Genomic DNA, 19,588 nt, shown 5'->3' on the forward strand with positions numbered 1-19,588 from the left:
TTTGCATAATGATCATTAGAGTAGTGATTGTGCTCCGTCTACATATAACTCCATCCCTGAAACATGATTGGAATGATCCGAGCATAAAAACCCAACAACATTTGCAACCTGTTGAGGTTTACCACGTTCTCCTAAAGGAATTTCACCTTTTGGATATTCCACAGGAATGCGAATCTCATCAACTTCTTTTTGAATATGAGTGTTATCTCCAATGTTCGTATCGATGGCTCCAGGACAGATTGCGTTTACTCGAATGTTAAATGGTCCAAGTTCAACGGCAGCCATCTTCATAAAAGCAACCTGACCTGCTTTTGAAGCACTATATGCACTCATTCCCGCTCCTGAGAACTTTCGATTGCCGTTAATTGAGCTTGTTATGACGATGCTTCCCCCACCCGCCTCTTTTAAATAAGGAATCGCATGTTTAGTCGTTAGAAACGTACTTCGAAGATTTGTTGCTTGTGTGGTATCCCAATCATCAGCTTTCATATGCTCGATTGCTTGAAACACTCCATTTATTCCTGCATTTGCAACTACCGCCTGTAATGGTCCCTTCAAAGTTGATACCACTTTCTCGAAAGCTTTTTTTATATCTTCTTCCTTTTGCACATCGACCTCTACAAACATGGCTTCAGCACCTTGGGACTTCATTTCCTTTACAGTTTCAGCCGCCGAATCTTCATCTACTTCAAGAACGGCTACCGAATAGCCTTGTTTAGCTAGTTGAATGGCAGATTGTTTTCCGATACCTGAACCCCCACCCGTTACAACAGCTATAGGCTTAATATGTTTATCCATATCATTTTCCTCCTATCAATCTATTAAATGATGTATGTATTACGTACCCAGATCTGCTTTTCTCGTAAACATCTTGCATTTTCATAGCGTTTTTCATAGAATTTATATGGCATTCTATTCTTATTCCAATTTTTTTTCGTTTTTAAACGATAAATTTCAAATTGTAATCTAATTGTAATGTTCTTAAAACCTCACTGTTATTTAAATGAGTTAAATTAATAATTGTTAAAGAAAAACTAAATAAACACGTACATATTCGTTTAATTATAATCTTTCGGAGGTATATTATATGTTTAAAACTAATTCAAATGTTAAAGGTCTTGTTATTAAAACTAGTTTCGTAGTAGGTCTTGCTTCTGCTGCTACTCTAGCAGCTAACTCAAATGCTTATGCAAATGTAGACATGAGCAAAGTCGTTGAAGAAAACAGAGCTGCAGAGGTTCAACAAGCAGAACAAACTCAAGCTGCTACAGAAAATGCGGTAGCTCAAGAAGAAACGCAAGTAGTTTCAACTTCTACTTTACGTCAAGGACAAACTGGACAAGCTGTTAAAGATCTTCAATCTAAACTTGTTAACCACGGCTATAACACAAACGGAGTAGACGGAGTTTTCGGAGCTGGCACTGAAGCGGCAGTACGTTCTTTCCAAGCGGATAAAGGTCTTGCTGTTGACGGACTTGCTGGTCGTCAAACAATCTCTGCTCTAGGTGGCGAAATAGCAGCTGCTTCTACTCCTGCAAGCTCAAACACTGCACAAGCTTCATCATCTAATGAGAGCGCATCTGAAACTGCAACTGCTAGTGCATCAGAATCTGCTTCTGCTACAGAGTCAGTATCTGAAGAAACGACTGTAAGTGCTCAAACTCAAGTAGCTGGAACTCAAGTTTCTGCAAGCTATGGCTCTGTTATTGCAGCAGCTGAAGCTCAAATTGGCGCACCGTACAAATGGGGTGGCACAACTCCAGCCGGATTTGACTGCAGTGGTTTCATTAACTACGCATTTAAGCAAGAAGGAATCAGCCTTCCTCGTACAGCACAAGGAATCTATGATTCTTCTGCTAAGAAGTCTAAATCAGACCTACAAGCTGGTGATCTAGTATTCTTCACTGGTACGTATAGCGGAGCACCTACTGTATCTCACGCTGGAATCTATGTTGGCGGCGGACAATTTGTTCATGCAAGCAGCAGCGGCGTTCAAAAAAGCAGCCTTAATGCTGGATACTGGAGCAACCACTACTACGGTGCAGGTTCAGTAAACTAATTAAATAAAAATATAAATAAAAAGCTAGAAGAGGTCAACTCTTCTAGCTTTTTTTATGATCCCATTTTCACGATGGTACGTCCTCTTACCTTTCCTTCTAAGATATCCTTAAATACTTGATCAAGATCTTCAAGTTTCACTTCAATGACTAACTCATCCTCAAGGCATGTTGGCTTTAAGTCAGTCGCTAGTCGTTGCCAAACGTTTGTACGAATATCCATTGGACAACGGACCGAATCAATTCCTAACCAATTGATCCCTCTGCTGATAAACGGAAAAACTTGAGTTGAGACATCCACGCCCCCTGCTAGTCCACTTGTTGCGACAGAAGCCCCGTACGATAAAGTAGAGAGGATATATTGTGTAGTCTTGCCTCCCACTGGGTCGATGGCTCCTGCCCATTTTGACCGACGCGTTGACTTCTGATCATGATCTACCAAGTCATCTCTGTTTAGGACTTCTTTAGCACCTAGCTTCTTTAGATATTCTACTTCATTCCCTTTACCAGTGCTTGCAGATACATCGTAGCCTAAGTTGGCTAACATAATGACTGCTAAGCTTCCTACTCCACCACTTGCGCCAGCTACTAAAACGGGTCCCTGTTTCGGATTAAGTCCATTTTTCTCAAGCTGTCCAACTGATAAAGCGGCTGTAAATCCAGCCGTACCAAGAATCATTGACTCGCGTAAGGTTAGTCCTTCAGGTTTAGGAACAACCCATTCAGCTGGAACTTTCGCATATTCACTAAATCCCCCATGATGACCTGTACCTAAGCGGTAGCTTGTTACGATTACCTCATCACCCTCGTTAAATGAATGATCCCCAGACTCTACGACTACACCAGCTAAATCAATGCCAGGAATCAAAGGAGTAAACTCTGCAATTCTTCCTGTGCTGCCAACCATACCATCCTTATAGTTAACACTTGAATATGAAACCTTTATGAGCACATCTCCATCTAGCTGATCAGTTGACCATTCTTCAACCCCTGTTTGTACAGGTTCTGTTGATTGTAATACAAATGCTTTAAATGTTGCCATATTATATCCCGCTCCTTACGTTTAAACTAGTATTTACTATTACCTGCTTTTCGTTCTGTAAAACATTTGAGTTTACATAATCATATTATAAATAACTTGCAGACAACTTACTCTATTCTAGCTTGAATTAATGAAAAAAGGGTAATGATAGGTATTATAACCTTATTATTAATAAAGGGGTGCCAATCATGTACAATCGTGCCATATTACTATACAACATTAAAGCAGGACAAGACGAAATAACCGTCCAATTAGCAGATGTTACAGAGCAACTAGCCCCGCATGTTCATGAGTTTACATTTATTCAAACACTTAAAAAAGGTGAAGCGGAAGACGTTTGCGCAAAAATGGGAGCAGATGTAGATCTAGTACTTATATTTGGTGGAGATGGAACGGTTCATGAATGTATAAATGGACTAATGAAGGTAAATGAAGAGAAACGTCCTAAGGTCGCTATTCTTCCTGGTGGAACATGTAATGATTTTGCCCGGTCCTTACATATTCGCACGGTAAAAGAAGCGATCTCAGCTATCTTGGCAAATAACAGCAAAAAGCTTGATATGGGTCAGGTCAATGACCGATATTTCTCTAATTTTGTAGGAGTTGGCTTAATTACTGAAGCCTCACAAGCGAAAGAAGGACACCTTAAAGAAAAATGGGGTAAATTAGGCTACATAATGAGTGCAGTACAGTCCTTAAAGGATCCATCGTCTTTCAAATATTCCCTAGAAACAGATTCTGAGCAACTAGAAGGCGAAGCGGTGATGATCTTGGCAATGAATGGTCATTATCTCGGTACGGCCGGATTATTTGTTCAAGACAATGTAATGGATGATGGTAAGCTTGATTTATATATTCTAAAAGAAGCGGGCTTTTCTTTGTTAAAGAATGTATACAATAAATCAAGATCCGATACTGCGAAGGAATGGCTGTCACAGGCAGAAGACATTGAGGTGTACCGAACCAATTCATTAAAGCTAAGAACAGATCACTCGCAACTAGCCGATTCAGATGGCGAGTTATACCTCGAGACCCCGCTTGATGTCGAAGTTCATCAGAAAGCTATTGAATGGATCTACTTAGCAGAGGAATAGAAAAACCCTAGGAGAAAGATTTCTCCTAGGGTTTTTCCTTATCTAGAGACGTACTTGTTATTGGATATCCAAAAACGATATGGATAGTCTTTAGCGGGACCACTATTATCAATACCGATTCGGGGGCCAACCTGGATATCGGTTGGCGCAGGACCATCTACAATATAGATGGGTGACTCTGTAATGCTACGGCCATATGCAGCCATCGTAATCCCCATTGCTTTTGTTAGCTTACCTGGACCATTCGTTAAAAGAACACCTTCTTTACCTCTTCTTGTTTTCATGAGCTCTACGCCCTCTACAGGTTCAACTGCACGAATAAGGACAGCTTCAGGTATATCTATATCATTTGAAACAATGTTAAACAAACAATGAGTATGCATCACATATGTATATATGATGCCTGCTGGTCCAAACATTACCTCCGTGCGTTTCGTCCGCCTTCCATTAAAGCTGTGTGCAGCTTGATCAATTGCACCTAGATAGGCTTCTGTCTCTACAATTCGACCAATGGTCCTTCCTTCAGGACTCTCATGCACTAAAAGCTTTCCAAGTAAACTTTTTGATAATGAAAGTGTAGATTGCTCATAAAACGATCTTGGTAGCACTTGCGACATATCTTAATCCACCTTATGAATCCAATTCCATAGCCATAGTATACCCTCATACTAGGACTATCAACCGTTATTCGTATTCCGCACCTGTTTCTTTCATTAATCGATCTAACTCAATATTAAACTCATCTTCCAATTGATCATATTCATCAAATAAGTCATCGGCTTCTGCTAGCAGATCTTCGTCTTGGCGATAATGGCCTTCTACCTCTTTTTCACCAGCTTCATAGAATACATCATTTGCTTCAAGGTAAAAGGAGTGAAGTTCTTGTACATCCTCGGTTTCAGGGCTAAGCGCTTGTAGCTCATCGTAATATTCATCAAGCTCTGGCTTTAAATCAGTTTCATATACCTCATAAAATTCTTCATCTGATAAGGCCTCTGTTTCGTTGTAGAACTCTTCCCACGCTTCATCAATATCCGTTTGAATGGGTAAGATATGATCGTTGTAATACACTTCAAGGTCATCGCCTACTTTGTTGTTGCTATTACAGCCTGTAAGAATAAGTGCGACACCTATTGAAACGATGGTTCCATGCATACTCCATTTCTTCATCTTCTGAGTCTCCTATTCTATTGTTTTCTACGTTATTCTTTAAAAAGTCTACCACGTTTCAACAATTCTTTGCAAAGATATCCACGTATTCAAAAAAAGAGGGAAGCTCTTAAGCCTCCCTCTCTTCGATTTAAATACTGAATTCTTCAGGTGAAAATACATGCACCTGATTTGGTCTGCTGTACACCAAATCCCCTACTTTTAGTCCCAGTGGGGTAAATTCATTTTTAGGTAGCTCAATATCGATGAGTTCTCCTTCATTCACTTTCTCCGCTTCAATAAAGACAATCGGCCCCACAGGTTGAATATGCGAAATCTTAATTGGAAAAGCTCCTTCAACATGGGTCTGGTGAAGCTGCATCTGGTGTGGCCGTATGTATCCAACCACCTCTTTGTTTTCATGCTTGGGACTACCAGATGTTCTGAGTGTAATGGTACCCGATGTTAAGTTGCCTTCTTGAACACGTCCTTTAAATAAGTTTACATTCCCTAAAAAGTCAAAGACAAAAGGCGAATTAGGATGTTCATACACTTCGTCTGGTGTACCAATTTGCTCAATTCGTCCTTTATTCATAACAACGATGCGATCAGCCACATCCATGGCTTCCTCCTGATCATGTGTCACAAAGATACTCGTCACATCAAACTGATTGTGCAAATTCCGAAGCCAGCGTCTTAGCTCTTTACGAACCTTTGCATCAAGTGCTCCAAACGGCTCATCCAATAAAAGAACTTCTGGTTGAACGGCTAAAGCACGAGCTAAAGCCACTCTTTGTCGTTGTCCACCTGACAGCTGTGATGGATACCGTTTTTGTAAGCCATCTAGTTTTACAAGATTTAAGAGCTCATCTACTTTCGCATTCATGTCTTTTTTAGATGGACGAACGCGGCGAGGGCGCACTCGAAGTCCATATGAAATGTTATCTGCAACAGTCATATGTGAGAATAACGCATAATGTTGAAAAACAAAGCCAACATGCCTTGAAACAGCATCGACATCCGTCATATCTTGTTCATTAAAAAAAATAGATCCTTCCGATGCACTTTCTAAGCCTGCAATGATACGTAATAAAGAGGTTTTACCAGAGCCCGACGGTCCAAGTAATGCAATCAGTTCCCCTTTTTTGATCGATAAGCGGATTTGTTCAAGGGCTTTAAAATCTCCAAAGTACTTTGAGACATTATTAATTTCAATTGACATACATAACACTCCTTACAATTGTGGACTCTTCTTCTCTACTATGTTCTTAATAACCAGTGTAATGATTGCCAGAATCGACATGAGTGAAGCGACAGCAAAAGCAGCTGTAAACATATATTCGTTATATAAAATTTCAACGTGAAGTGGCATCGTATTTGTTAACCCGCGGATTTTTCCAGAGACTACGGAAACAGCTCCAAACTCTCCAATTACTCGTGCATTACACAAGATGACCCCATATAATAGTCCCCATTTTATATTTGGTAAGGTTACATGCCAGAATGTACGCCATCCATTTGCCCCAAGAGAAAGTGAAGCTTCTTCTTCAGCAGTACCTTGAGCTTGCATGAGAGGAATTAATTGTCTAGCCACAAATGGAACGGTTACGAACATACTTGCAAGTACAATACCCGGCACCGCAAAGATAATTTGTATGTTGTTGGCTAAAAGCCATTCACCGAGTAACCCGTGAACACCAAATAATAAAACAAATACAAGACCAGCAATAACTGGTGATACGGCAAAGGGCAAGTCAATTAATGTAATCAAAAAGCTTCTACCCTTAAATTGAAACTTTGATAAGGCCCAAGCGGCAGTTACTCCAAAAATCGTGTTAAGTGGGACGACAATCGCCACCGTAAGTAGAGTTAATTTAATAGCTGAGAGTGCTGCAGGATCAGTTATTGACTGAACGTAGACAGACCATCCACCGGCAAATGCTCGAACAAAAATCGCTGTTAACGGTAGAATTAAGACAAGTGAGAGAAATAACAAAGCGATGGATAGAAGTACCCATTTCACCCATGTCTTTTTTTTCTTAGGTTTTGAGTATACAGATTTATGATTAATCGGGGTCTCAGTATTCAACTTGTACCTCCTTTATGTATGACGTTTGGATGCCCACCATTGTATAAGATTCATTAAAAACAATAGTAAAAACGAGAATAACAGCATCACAGAAGCAATGGCGGTAGCTCCTTCATAGTTAAATTGTTCAAGCTGATTCATGATGAGTAATGGAGTAATCTCCGTCTTCATTGGCATATTTCCTGAAATGAACACGACAGAACCATACTCACCTAGTGCTCTTGCAAACGCTAAAGACATACCAGATAACAAAGCTGGAAACAAAACAGGCATGATTACTTTTGTAAAAGTGTGGAAACCGTTTGCTCCAAGCGATGATGAAGCCTCCTCTAGTTCTTTGTTAAGATCTTTTAATACAGGCTCAACCATGCGTACGACAAATGGAAGTCCAATAAAGATTAATGCGGTCATTACACCAAGTGGAGTAAAGGCAATTTTAATCCCTAATAGATCAAAATATTTACCTACCCAGCCATCTGATGTGTAAATCGTAGTTAATGCAATCCCTGCGACAGCAGTCGGTAGTGCAAAAGGAAGATCAATGATCCCATCGATGATCTTTTTTCCTGGAAAGGAGTAGCGTACTAAAATCCATGCCAGCAGTAATCCAAATACACCATTGATGAGAGCTGCAGCGAGTGCAGCTCCTATACTTAGCTTATACGATGCAACCACTCGTGGAGAGGTAACGGTATTCCAATAATCGGAGAAACTCATATTTGACGTTTGGATAAAAATCATTGAGATGGGAATTAAAACGATTAATCCTAGATACATTAATGTCATACCTAGCGTTAGTGAAAACCCAGGGATGATACTTTCTTCTTTAAAGCGTAATGTTCTCATACGATCCTCCCTTAGTAATCTTATTGCTCGTAGATTTGATCAAAAACTCCTCCATCACTGAAATGCTTCTCCTGAGCTTCTTGCCAGCCTCCAAATGTATCATCAATCGTAACGAGTTGAATTTCTGGGAAGTACTCACTAAATTCGTTTAAGATCTCTTCATTTCTTGGACGATAATAATGTTCTGCTGCTAGGCGCTGACCTTCATCTGTATACAGATATTCAAGATAGGCCTCTGCCACTTCGCGCGTTCCTTTTTTATCAACGTTTTCATCAACAACAGCAACAGGCGGTTCTGTCAGGATGCTAATGGAAGGTGCGACGATATCAAATTCGTTCTCACCCAGTTCTTCAGTAGAGAGAATGGCTTCATTTTCCCACGCAAGTAAAACGTCTCCAATTCCTCGTTCAACAAACGAAGTTGTAGCGCCTCGTGCACCAGAATCTAAAACAGAAACGTTTTGATATAGATCAGAGATGTACTGTTTAGCCGCATCTTCAGAACCAAATTCTTCTTCTGCCCAGGCCCAACCAGCAAGGTAGTTCCACCTGGCTCCTCCAGATGTTTTAGGGTTTGGTGTAACAACCTCTACATCATCTCGAATTAAATCATCCCAATCCTGAATGTTTTTAGGGTTGCCTTCACGAACTAAAAAAGTAATCGTAGATGTATAAGGTGTCGAATTATCTGGCAATCTCGATTGCCAATCTTCTGGAATTAGATCACGAGAGTCGTGTAAGACATCGATGTCATAAGCAAGCGCTAATGTAACCACATCTGCCTGTAAACCATCGATAACCGACCTTGCCTGGCTACCTGAACCACCATGAGATTGGTTAAATGTAATCGTTTGACCAGTTTCTCCTTTCCAATGTTCAGCAAATGCTTTATTGAAATCCTCATATAATTCTCGTGTCGGATCATATGAAACGTTTAGAAGATCAATTGTATCTCCATCGCCCGCTGCTTGATCACTTGAACCACATGCACTTAAAGCAATGAGTAAAGCTGGAATGGAGGTAAATTTGACAAATGATCGTGTTCTGTTTGGTTTGATTTTCAATGGGTTCCTCTCCTTTTTACACTCTTTTTATATACATTTAAGTATAGTGGTTTAGTTGGCTTTAAGAACAAAAAAAGAAGCCCTCCACTAATAAACGGTATTAGCAAAGGCCTTCGGTTGTCCGATCAGCAACTATTTTATTGTACTCATATCTTATCCATGCTTTTCCGATGTGTCAAGTATATTTTAAAACATATGCTTTAACTCCGATTAACTTGTAAAGTATCGTACATCCGTTCGATCGAACAACGGAATTGCTTCTGCTAGATAAAATGTAAGGAGAGGTGCTAACAGAATAACAACAAAAAAGAGAAAGTCCCACGAGCGAACATTTGTTTCATAATAGAATGTTCTTTCAGTTGCTTGAGTAAAACGCTTTGCCTCCATTGCAACGGCTATTCGTTGGGCACGCCTGATACTCTGGGCCAGGAGTGGGATTGAGAAAAATTGGAGCTTTTTATAAAATCCCTTCAGTCCTTTTTCTGGTACAGCTTGTCTAATGATCAATGCATATCGGAGTGTTTGAAATTCCTCAAACATAATTGGAATCATCCGTATGGATGCTAGAAAACTATAAGCATACTTTGAAGGGATTCTTAGCTGCTGCATCATAGAATAAAACAATAATACGGGTTTTGTTGTTAATGCAAAAATCATTCCGAGTATGGCAAAAGCAAGCGCTCGAAAGCCTAGATGAATGCCTCGATAAAAGCTTTCCTCACTTATTTGGATAAGCCCCCATGTATACCAAATCGTATCTCCTCTCCCAAAAAAGATCATCGAGCTAGCTGAGGAGATAAACACTAAAATAAAAGGTAGTGAGTAAAGTAGCAGATAGCGCAATGGGTGACCTGAGAACACATATAAAATAACACTAAGTACAATGGTTAAATACACTAGATGCGAAGGATTATGAATAAAGATCATATAGAAAAACAGAAAAATAGAAAGAACTAATTTTATGCTCGGATTTACTCGTGTTAACCACGTCTCATGAACATTGTATAAAGAATTCATCTGCTCTCCACTCTCTTCACCCTGTTTTCTAATGGTTCTGTTTCAAACACTTCACCGTCTTTGACGTTCCAGACGCGGGTTGCAAACGAGTGAACGATTTCTTCATCGTGTGTCACCATCATGATGGTTACCCCTTGATTTTTTAAAGATTCCATCATTTCAAGCAGAGCAAAGGTATTTTTTGCATCCTGCCCGAAAGTAGGTTCGTCGAGCAGTAAGACCTTTTGCTGACCAACTAGTGCTGTAGCAACACTTAATCTTCGTTTTTGTCCCACAGATAGTTGATAAGGGTGCTGCTGCTTATGTTGAGTAAGCATAAATGCAGATAATGTTTGTTCTACTGTCTTTTCTATTTCAACCGAAGAACGTCCCTCTTGCCTTAAGGTAAAAGCAATCTCTTCACTAACGTGGTTTGTAATAAATTGATATTCAGGATTTTGGAAGACAAATCCAAGAAGATGACTAATTCGATCCTTTTTCTTAATTAGAGCTTGGTTCACCTTATAACTTCCGCGTGTGCGTAGAACATTCATTAATCCTAGAAGTAGTGTGCTTTTACCCGCTCCATTTTTACCAGTAATACAAATCCATTCTCCAGGATAAACACGTAACGACGGAACAGTTAATTTTATCTCTTTCCGCCTTACTACTTGAAAATCCTCTAACTCAATAATAGGATGTTGATTTTGATTAATCCATTCTGGCAACCATTCACGCTCTGAAACATATTCCTCCCAAACGCCTGGATACCAAATGCCATAGTTACGTAGGGTTTGTTTATAAGTTCTAAATATATCATCTGTCTGACCATCTGCAATCACTTGACCCGAATCATCTAGAACAATCACTCTCTCTACAAAATCAAGAATATGATCAATCTTATGTTCAACGATAATAACAGTTTGATCTTTCGTAACGGATTGAATGAGGTTCCACATATGTTCAGTACCTTTTGGATCAAGCATGGCTGTTGGCTCGTCAAAAAAGAACGTAGATGGCTCGAGAGCGAGTACTGACGCGATGGCTAGCCTTTGCTTCATTCCTTGAGACAACTGAGAAATTGGAGTATGAAGTTCGTCAAGCTCTAATCCCACCAATTCAAGAACGCTTTTAATTTGTTGATCCATCTTTTCTCTTGGTACACCTAAGTTTTCTAATACAAACGCAATCTCCTCATCTACGTAAGGCATACAAAATTGACTATCAGGGTCTTGAAAGACATAGCCCCATGATTTTGGATGAGTGAGTTTATCATATTTGAGTGGAAGATTAATAGCGGATGGTACTAATCCTGTTAATACTTGAAGCAAGGTTGATTTTCCACTTCCGCTTGGTCCGAGGATGAGAACCTTCTCCCCTTCAGATATTTTAATACTCAGATCTTTGAATAAAAGCTTCCCGCTCCCAGGAAAGGTGAGCCTTAGTTTATCTACAGTTGCTGCCATCTTTAAAATATCTCTCCTTTCTTTACGAATCTAATGTGTCAAAATCTTTTTTAGAAGAAGGTCTTAATAAATCCGTCACACCTGTTTTCTCAAGAGCTCGAACGAGATAGTAAGCAAATACGCCTGCAATTAGAATACCGCTAATGGTTCGTAAAATAATGACTAATGTGACATTCCAACCAACTAGATCAGCCATATAACCACGGTTCCAGTCCATGACAAACGATCCGCCTGCGGATGCTGCGCCAGCAAGTGACGTAGTAAGAACGGAGTAGCTTTTGTACATGAACAAAGCAAAAACAAGTTCGGCGCCAAGCCCCTGCATGACTCCATAAATTAGTACCTCTAAGCCGTATTGTGATCCAACAATAAATTCACCAGAGGCCGCTGCTGTTTCAGCAACAAGTGCCACACCAGGCTTTCTAATAATCAAAAAAGCTACAGTAGCCGCGATAAACCACATGCCATACATCAATTCATTTACTTGAAGTGGGAATAGTTTCAAACTGTCATTTACTGGTCCCCATAATCGGTACACGATTCCAAAAACAACGGCAATAATGACTGTGACCAAAATATCTGTTAAGGTTAAGCGCTTTTTCATCCGTTTCCTCCAGTCCTCTATTCCCCTAGTTAGCCGAAAAAAAGAAGCCACTCCATGAATGGAGTGGCTTCTTCATTACATATATACACTTGTCCTAGAAAACAAGTCATCATAGTAAAAAGAGTCGACTCCACTTTCCTACGCTAGTATTATCTAGATCAGGTCAAGGGTCAAGGCAAAGTCGCCTCTCTCAGCTTACGCGCCCCTAGTGGAAATAAAAGTTTATAATGTTGTACATGTACATTTAACCATATTAAGATGATGTCGACAATCTTTTTTTAAGAATGCTTTTCTAAGACGGTTTCTACTTCTAAAAGTGATGTGATTTCATATGTTGGTTCAACATCAGCTGTCGTTTGATCTTTGCGATTTACCCAAATTGAAGAAATGCCAGCTCGTTGCGCTCCAAGAATATCAGTCATTAAGTTGTCTCCAACCATAATCACTTCTTCTTTCTCCAGCTCCATTAAAGATAAGGCATGCTCAAAAATACCTTTATCAGGCTTCCCCTTACCATAAGCTCCAGAAATAACAATATGGTCAAAATAAGGAACTAACTCGGGAGTAAGTTCTAGTTTAATATTTTGCAGATCAGGAGAGCCGTTCGTTAACAAAAGAAGTTTATAGTCTTCTTTTAGACGATCCAATACTTTAAAGGTTTCTTCATAAACAATTGGATTTTTTCGGCGTTCTAGCGGAAATTTCTCAGAAAGCTCTTTTGCAAGCTCTCTATTTTCCACTCCACACTTTTTTAGGCCGAGATCCCAAGAAGCTAATCTATACCCAGGAGCAAGCTCCTTTAACTTCTGAAATTCTTCTTCCCGATCCTGGAAATTCGCCCATAGTCCTTCAAATGGGTTAATCCCAATCATTTGTGTAAAAGGAAACGTTTCATACGATGCATATAATTGCCTAGCTTCTTCTCTCACGGCATGCTCAAGCTCTTCTGCTTTAATACGTTCATCTTGTTCAGCTGCATAATCACATGTTGCATCAAATGCTTTCTGAACACTTTGTTGATCCCATAAAAGGGTATCGTCTAAGTCAAAAAAAACAGCTTTTATCATCAATGATTCCCTTTCTTTAAACCAATTTTAATACATTCTGTACAATTATTTTACTTCGTAAGTCCAATTAAACGGGTCTTCTATTCTACCTTTTTGTATGCCTGTTAACGTTTCATAGAGTCTCGCAGCCAAAGGACCTGTTTCGCGATTATTAATGAGCGACTGCTCACCTTTCCAGCTAAGCTCTCCAATAGGTGAAATGACGGCTGCCGTTCCCGTTCCAAAAGCTTCTTCTAAGCGATTTTCCTTGATTGCATGTAATACTTCGTCAATCGAAATTTTCCGTTCTGAAACAGGTAAATCCCAGCTTTTCAGAAGTTCGATAATCGATTTACGTGTAATTCCTTCAAGGATACTACCACTTAGTGCAGGTGTTACAACTTCTCCATCAATTTTAAAGAAAACATTCATACTTCCTACTTCTTCAATATACTTTTTCTCGGAACTATCAAGCCAAAGTACTTGAGCTTGGCCATGTGCAGTCGCTTTATCCTGAGCTTTATAGGCAGCAGAATAGTTTCCAGCTGTTTTAGCCATTCCGGTGCCACCGAGTGCGGCTCTTGTATATTCATCTTCTACGTAAATACCTACAGGTGCTATACCTTCTTTATAATAGGAGCCTACTGGCGAAAGAATAATCATAAATTTATAAGACGAGGACGGTGCCACACTTAAATTAGGTTCTGTTGCTATAATAAATGGGCGAATATACAATGAGGTACCTTCATATGTAGGAATCCAATCCTTGTCTAGCTTTACCAGTTCATTCAAATACTCTAAAACAATGTCTGTATCAATATCCGGAATACTTAAGCGGTCACTGGATAAGTTAAGTCGCTTAAAATTTTGTTCGGGTCTAAATAATAACACTCTGTCATCATCTGTACGATATGCTTTGAGACCTTCAAATACAGTTTGTCCATAATGATAAATCATTGCTGCTGGATCGAGTGTTAGAGGTTGATAAGGTATAATTCGTGGACTATGCCAGCCATTTTCATTTGTATAATCCATGATGAACATATGATCAGTAAACGTTTTACCGAACTCAAGGGTCTCAGGATCTGGCTTTGTTTTATGGTGTGTTGCGGTCATAATTTCTAAAGTTTGATCAGACATATTAAGAAACTCCCCTTTTTATCCCACGATAGTAACATTGTAACGTACCTATTATAACATGATTAAGCAAATTTTGAATGAGCCTTATCCCTTAGTCTGTTTCATATAATTTCCAAGTTCAACAAACATGGCACCCATTCGTTCAATTTCAGGAGCAATTACTCTTTTGACTCCTTGACTATGAAGCTCTTCAGTTGTTACTTTCCCAACTGATACTGCTAGTACATTCTCTTCAAACAATGTTAAAAGGCTTTCTTTTTTATCATATTTGTTAGCAACTGTGAACAATTCTCTCGCCTGGATTGCTGTTGTAAAGGCTATGGCATTGTATCTTTCGTTTAAAAGTTCGTCTAATAGGACAAGAACATCACCTTCATTAACAGAGATATGCTGATAAGGTAAAATCTCTTTTATGCTTGCCCCTTTTTCTTCAAGAAACGAATGAAGAACCGGCGCATTCATCCCGTGAAGTTGAACCATAACCAGCTTACCCTCTAAAGAAACGTTTTCCATTACTTTTATTAGTCCCAAGGTTGTTCCATCTTCGTCTCGCAAATCAGGAGTAAAACCATATTTTTTTAGAACAGCATGAGTTTTATATCCTCTTGCTGCAATCGTTGATTGGTTTAATGCATCAAAAAGCTCGGTATCAAACTTCCCCTTTTCAGCCAGTCTAAATAAGGTCTCGGTCCCAATCCCTGTTGTAAAGATAAACACTTCTGGTTTTTTTAATATTAACTCTTTGAAATCCTCCGCAACCTCGAGTTCAGCTAAAAAAACTGTACCCTGCAAAGATCTAACTTCGCTTGTTCCGCCTTGTTTTCGAATAATGGTTTGCATTTCTTCTGTTTTTCTGGACGCAGTTAATGCAATATGACAATTTGTAAGACTTTTCATTGAAGGTACATCCTTCCTCTTCGTAAATAAACATAAGTGTTTACGTTTGAATAAACTGAATATATCATGTTTTTGTTTTTTAGTTAAGTTTTTCGTAATAGTTAAAAATATGGTACGTGAAATTATTATGTTGAGCAAAGGAAAGATACTTTTCTTTACCCTAGAATACTGACTTTGGCTAATCATCTTGCTATAGACCCACTCGGTATCAGGTTGTTACGATACATGGAGTACAACTTTACTGTTGAAAGAGAGGCTTAAAATGGAACGTTATAGCCAGTTAAAAAAAGGTGAAAAAGGTGCATGGCTGAGCATTATTGTCTATCTTGTGTTATCAGCGGTAAAGCTTGTGATAGGTACTCTTTTCTTCTCCGATGCATTGCGTGCAGATGGCCTAAACAATGTCACAGATATTGTGGCATCGATAGCTGTTTTAATTGGGTTGCGTATCTCACAAAAGCCACCTGATGCCAATCATCCTTATGGTCATTTTCGAGCTGAACATATCGCATCGCTTTTTGCAGCGTTTATTATGGCTGCCATCGGTTTACAAGTATTGGTGGAGGCTGTACGATCCTTTATGGCTGAACAACCGCCACCAGATCCTATAGCTGGTTGGGTTGGAGCTGCGTGCGCTCTCATTATGTTTGGGGTTTATCGATACAATAAAAACCTTGCATCAGAAGTAAACAGTCAGGCGCTTTATGCCATTGCCGCTGATAACCGCTCTGATGCACTTGTTAGCGTCGGTGCAACGATTAGTATTCTTGCCTCTCAGTGGAACATCGCATGGTTAGATACGGCTACTGCTTTGATTATTGGCTTATTAATTTGTTATACAGCTTTTGATATTTTTCAAAAGGCTACACTTTCATTAACCGATGGATTTAATGAACAAGATTTAAATATGTACCGGGAAACAATAGAAGTGATTCACCATGTTGAGGCCTTAAAACATGTAAAAGCTAGACAGGTCGGTTCCAGCATTTACGCTGATGTTGTCATTGAAGTCCATCCTGATCTTAATGTACAAGAAAGTCATCAAATTGCTGACCGGGTTGAAGCAATAATGAGAGAGAAACATAATATTTCGTATACACATGTTCATGTAGAGCCTTCAAACCAAGCAAAAAAAGACTAATATTGATGTGGATAGTAAAATAGCAATATATCTTCTACAGGAGAATGCTTTCTGCTTGTTTAAATCACAAATGGCGAATGATTCTGTAATCGAATCATTCGCCATTTGTGTATTGATTTTAATAACGTTCCAGAATCTGTTTTTGATTTTAAAACATTCTGAAAAAATAGTTTATAAGGTTTGCGAGCGGGTAAATATTAATAAAGAAGACGAGGTCAAAGACCCCGCCTTTCTTCCATTAATCTAGAATGGTTACATTGATTGTTTTGCGACCAAATGATACAGCATCACCGTGCGACTGCATATAAAGGTCTACTTTGTTTCCATTAATTGCCCCACCGGTATCACCAGCGATTGCTTCTCCGTACCCTTCAACATATACACGAGAACCGAGAGGGATCACGCTTGGATCAACAGCAATGACTTTTTGATTTGGATTTGCATTTAAGTCAATACCTGTAGCTGTTACACCACTGCATCCAGCACAGTTCGCTGTATAAGCTGTAGCTTCAACTTGAATGGTTTGACCAGTTGCTTCACTTGATTGATTACTAGTTTGTGTTTCTTCAACAGATTCCTCAGCTTGAGTTGATTCTTCTGTGACAGATTCTTCTTGTACAGGTTGTTCTTGTGCAGGTTCCTCTGCAGCTGTTTCTTCTTGTACTTCTGCAGGTGCCTCTTCTGTGGCTGGCTCTGATTCTTGTACAGGCTCAGCTTGCTCTGCAACTTCTTCTTGTTGTTGTGGCTGTTCCGTCTCAGTAGTGGTTTCCTGAGTTTCTGGTTCAGCGGTTACTTCTTCGGCTTTTGTTTCCGTTTTTTGCTCAATCACTTTTTCTGATGCTGTATAGTAAAGCTCTTTAAATGTATTTGGTCCAGCAATTCCGTCTACAGAAAGATTATGCTGCGACTGGAATGATTTAACGGCTTCTTTCGTATTTGGTCCAAAAATCCCGTCTTGACCACCGTTTAGAAAACCAAGCACATTTAACTGGCCTTGTAGTTCTTCAACAATCTCTCCAGTATCACCTTCAGATAGTACATGAAGTGCACCTACTGTTTGAGCTCCGGCTACTCCGTCAGATTCTAACTGATATTTCTCTTGAAATGCTTTTACTGCATTTTGAGTTTCAATTGTGAACGTGCCATTTATTTCATCAGTGAAGAATCCTCTATCGGATAACAACTCTTGTAGTTGTTCAACGTTCTTACCTTCATCTCCCTTATTTAGGGTATCAAAACTGCTCGCTTCCGAGATACTCGGTGAAGCAAACAAGACAAATCCAGCTGTCGCTACTGGTAACGTTACATAACGAAGTGTTTTAAATGGAATTTTAGCATTCATATTGCCAACCTCCTTTGATTTCAACCACTGCCACATACAGTACCAGTCCGTCAGAAATCTATCAATCCTTTGGTGACCTAATTAAACGAATTGAAATCTTAATGTAATAAAAGTCAAAGGAGGGACATTTTCATTCCAATATTTGGTCTATTGACAAGCCTTTAATTTGAGATTTACACACAATTACAGAGATTTATACCGCATTTTATGTAGTGCAATAATATTTAACCTATTATCCTAGTGAAAATGAGCTAAAAATAAGGATTTCAACAGATTTCGCCTCATTTTAACCCGCTTAACATGTCACACCTGTAACGATCCTGTTATATAAGCATGATTCGACAGCCTTATTTTATACACGTTCTCTCCAACAACCTGATTTGATTAAGGATAAATGTGCGGTTTTCATCGCCGGGAATACATACACCAGTGCTTGACTCACGCCTACCTTCCGATACACATTAAGTTCAACTCGATTGTAATCATTCTTTAGTTCGTCTCCTATATACCCTTCTAATGCATCAATTTTAAGAAGGATTTCGTCTGTTACTTCATATAATTCTCCCCAAACGGTATGGCTCGTCTCATCCACGCACACAGCTGGGTACCCTAAACTCGTGTCATATAGTTCCCCATAAATAAAGCAACTGGAATCAATACAAGCTGCTCCAACTAGCAAATGACTATTTGATTCATATTTTAAAAGGGTTCCATATACAAAAAGCATTGGCACTTGTCATCATCCTTCGATTATTCTGTTTTTATTTAAAGTATCAGATTTTCTGAATATTGCATAGGCTGTATAAAAAAAGAGGTGTATGATGCGTCACACGTATATGGATCTTTTGGCTGAGTATGGAATCGGAAGTGCTCATCCTGGAGGTTTTCTATTAACAAAAAACCTTTTACATCAACTTAAAATAAATCCGGCTCATCATGTTTTAGATGCAGGCTGTGGAACTGGACAAACTTCTTCTTACCTTTATTCTACCTTTAAATGTCACGTAAGTGCAGTAGACAATCATCCATTAATGGTTGAAAAAGCCCGAAATCGATTTAATATGCTGGATCAGGATGTTACGTTAAAGGAAGCATCAGTTGAACAATTGCCGTTTTCAAACGACTGTTTTGAGTATGTGCTGTCTGAATCGGTTACTGCGTTCACAAATATCCCTGCTACTCTAACTGAGTTTAATCGAGTTTTGCACCCTGGTGGACGACTCATTCTTAATGAAATGGTTCAGCATAAACCGACAACTAAAACAGAACGCATATCTTTCCAGGAATTTTATCAGACGAAAGATCTGCTCACCGCCGGTCAATGGAGGGAACAGTTAATAAATGCTGGCTTCTCACACATTGAACAATGGAAGGTTGAACCAATCTCAAATTTAATGCAGCAACAAACAGATAACGAAAATGATTTCTTCCCATCGGATGTTTTAGACTCTTCTCTACAAGAAGTCTGGCAGCAACATCATAAAGTCAATCAACTTTTTGCATCAAAATTAGCGTTTTTACTTGTTATAGCTGTTAAGTCTTAAGCACTGGACCAAGACAGGCAATCGCAGATTCTGTTTTGGTTCGTCTCACTTAATAATAATCTTGTTTATTT

At 39.2% G+C, this 19,588-nt stretch carries 20 protein-coding genes and 1 riboswitch; of the genes, 4 read left to right on the forward strand and 16 right to left on the reverse strand.

Annotated elements, in window-relative coordinates:
• Window positions 1-15: 15 nt before the first annotated feature.
• Window positions 16-798, reverse strand: coding sequence for an SDR family NAD(P)-dependent oxidoreductase (locus tag NSQ54_10050; GenBank protein ID WYP28415.1), 783 nt, complete (start codon window positions 796-798; stop codon window positions 16-18).
• A gap of 289 nt (window positions 799-1,087) precedes the next feature.
• Here NSQ54_10050 and NSQ54_10055 point away from each other — a divergent pair, with 289 nt between their 5' ends.
• The gene (locus NSQ54_10055; protein WYP28416.1) at window positions 1,088-2,059 is read left to right on the forward strand and encodes an NlpC/P60 family protein; all 972 of its coding nucleotides are present in this window, start codon (window positions 1,088-1,090) and stop codon (window positions 2,057-2,059) included.
• Between the two features lie 53 nt (window positions 2,060-2,112).
• Here NSQ54_10055 and NSQ54_10060 read toward each other — a convergent pair whose 3' ends face one another.
• Window positions 2,113-3,099, reverse strand: a complete 987-nt coding sequence (locus NSQ54_10060) for an acryloyl-CoA reductase (protein WYP28417.1) — start codon at window positions 3,097-3,099, stop codon at window positions 2,113-2,115.
• A 188-nt stretch (window positions 3,100-3,287) separates the two neighbouring features.
• Between NSQ54_10060 and NSQ54_10065 the strand changes: the two genes are divergently transcribed.
• Window positions 3,288-4,193 carry a diacylglycerol kinase family protein gene (locus NSQ54_10065; GenBank protein WYP28418.1) on the forward strand — a complete coding sequence of 302 codons (906 nt, stop codon included), beginning with the start codon at window positions 3,288-3,290 and terminating at the stop codon, window positions 4,191-4,193.
• Window positions 4,194-4,231: 38 nt separating this feature from the next.
• Here the strand turns inward: NSQ54_10065 and NSQ54_10070 are convergent, their stop codons facing one another.
• The 12 genes from NSQ54_10070 to NSQ54_10125 all read right to left on the reverse strand — a co-directional run bounded on the left by NSQ54_10070 (window position 4,232) and on the right by NSQ54_10125 (window position 15,490).
• Window positions 4,232-4,810 carry a DNA-3-methyladenine glycosylase gene (locus tag NSQ54_10070; GenBank protein ID WYP28419.1) on the reverse strand — a complete coding sequence of 193 codons (579 nt, stop codon included), beginning with the start codon at window positions 4,808-4,810 and terminating at the stop codon, window positions 4,232-4,234.
• 67 nt (window positions 4,811-4,877) lie between these two features.
• Entirely contained in the window at window positions 4,878-5,363 is a 486-nt protein-coding gene (locus NSQ54_10075; GenBank protein ID WYP28420.1) for a hypothetical protein, read from the reverse strand.
• 130 nt (window positions 5,364-5,493) lie between these two features.
• The gene (locus NSQ54_10080; protein ID WYP28421.1) at window positions 5,494-6,564 is read right to left on the reverse strand and encodes a sulfate/molybdate ABC transporter ATP-binding protein; all 1,071 of its coding nucleotides are present in this window, start codon (window positions 6,562-6,564) and stop codon (window positions 5,494-5,496) included.
• A 12-nt stretch (window positions 6,565-6,576) separates the two neighbouring features.
• Window positions 6,577-7,413 carry a sulfate ABC transporter permease subunit CysW gene (cysW, locus tag NSQ54_10085; GenBank protein ID WYP28532.1) on the reverse strand — a complete coding sequence of 279 codons (837 nt, stop codon included), beginning with the start codon at window positions 7,411-7,413 and terminating at the stop codon, window positions 6,577-6,579.
• A 30-nt stretch (window positions 7,414-7,443) separates the two neighbouring features.
• Complete coding sequence (gene cysT / locus NSQ54_10090; protein ID WYP28422.1) at window positions 7,444-8,277, reverse strand: sulfate ABC transporter permease subunit CysT; 834 nt, start codon at window positions 8,275-8,277, stop codon at window positions 7,444-7,446.
• A gap of 20 nt (window positions 8,278-8,297) precedes the next feature.
• A complete protein-coding gene (locus NSQ54_10095) occupies window positions 8,298-9,335 on the reverse strand; it encodes a sulfate ABC transporter substrate-binding protein (GenBank protein WYP28533.1) in 1,038 nt (345 codons plus the stop codon).
• Between the two features lie 216 nt (window positions 9,336-9,551).
• Complete coding sequence (locus NSQ54_10100; GenBank protein ID WYP28423.1) at window positions 9,552-10,358, reverse strand: energy-coupling factor transporter transmembrane component T; 807 nt, start codon at window positions 10,356-10,358, stop codon at window positions 9,552-9,554.
• Window positions 10,355-11,803 carry an ABC transporter ATP-binding protein gene (locus NSQ54_10105; protein WYP28424.1) on the reverse strand — a complete coding sequence of 483 codons (1,449 nt, stop codon included), beginning with the start codon at window positions 11,801-11,803 and terminating at the stop codon, window positions 10,355-10,357. Before NSQ54_10105 ends, NSQ54_10100 begins: the two co-directional genes overlap by 4 nt.
• A 22-nt stretch (window positions 11,804-11,825) precedes the next feature.
• Window positions 11,826-12,407, reverse strand: a complete 582-nt coding sequence (locus NSQ54_10110; GenBank protein WYP28425.1) for an ECF transporter S component — start codon at window positions 12,405-12,407, stop codon at window positions 11,826-11,828.
• A gap of 118 nt (window positions 12,408-12,525) precedes the next feature.
• Window positions 12,526-12,624: riboswitch (TPP riboswitch) on the reverse strand.
• 61 nt (window positions 12,625-12,685) lie between these two features.
• Complete coding sequence (locus tag NSQ54_10115) at window positions 12,686-13,474, reverse strand: HAD family hydrolase (protein ID WYP28426.1); 789 nt, start codon at window positions 13,472-13,474, stop codon at window positions 12,686-12,688.
• Window positions 13,475-13,519: 45 nt separating this feature from the next.
• Window positions 13,520-14,593 (reverse strand): branched-chain amino acid aminotransferase, encoded by a 1,074-nt coding sequence (locus NSQ54_10120; protein ID WYP28427.1) that lies wholly within the window; start codon window positions 14,591-14,593, stop codon window positions 13,520-13,522.
• Window positions 14,594-14,677: 84 nt separating this feature from the next.
• The gene (locus NSQ54_10125; GenBank protein WYP28428.1) at window positions 14,678-15,490 is read right to left on the reverse strand and encodes a uroporphyrinogen-III synthase; all 813 of its coding nucleotides are present in this window, start codon (window positions 15,488-15,490) and stop codon (window positions 14,678-14,680) included.
• Window positions 15,491-15,752: 262 nt separating this feature from the next.
• Between NSQ54_10125 and NSQ54_10130 the strand changes: the two genes are divergently transcribed.
• On the forward strand, window positions 15,753-16,631 hold the full coding sequence (locus tag NSQ54_10130; protein WYP28429.1) for a cation diffusion facilitator family transporter: 879 nt from the start codon (window positions 15,753-15,755) through the stop codon (window positions 16,629-16,631).
• Window positions 16,632-16,869: 238 nt separating this feature from the next.
• Here NSQ54_10130 and NSQ54_10135 read toward each other — a convergent pair whose 3' ends face one another.
• Both NSQ54_10135 and NSQ54_10140 read right to left on the reverse strand, forming a co-directional pair.
• The gene (locus tag NSQ54_10135; protein ID WYP28430.1) at window positions 16,870-17,973 is read right to left on the reverse strand and encodes a peptidoglycan-binding protein; all 1,104 of its coding nucleotides are present in this window, start codon (window positions 17,971-17,973) and stop codon (window positions 16,870-16,872) included.
• Window positions 17,974-18,325: 352 nt separating this feature from the next.
• Complete coding sequence (locus NSQ54_10140) at window positions 18,326-18,700, reverse strand: gamma-glutamylcyclotransferase (protein WYP28534.1); 375 nt, start codon at window positions 18,698-18,700, stop codon at window positions 18,326-18,328.
• Window positions 18,701-18,794: 94 nt separating this feature from the next.
• Here NSQ54_10140 and NSQ54_10145 point away from each other — a divergent pair, with 94 nt between their 5' ends.
• Window positions 18,795-19,517, forward strand: a complete 723-nt coding sequence (locus NSQ54_10145; protein ID WYP28431.1) for a class I SAM-dependent methyltransferase — start codon at window positions 18,795-18,797, stop codon at window positions 19,515-19,517.
• Window positions 19,518-19,588: the final 71 nt, after the last annotated feature.

Origin of the sequence: Alkalihalobacillus sp. FSL W8-0930, from assembly GCA_037965595.1 — a bacterium.
Lineage (GTDB): Bacteria > Bacillota > Bacilli > Bacillales > Bacillaceae_D > Alkalicoccobacillus.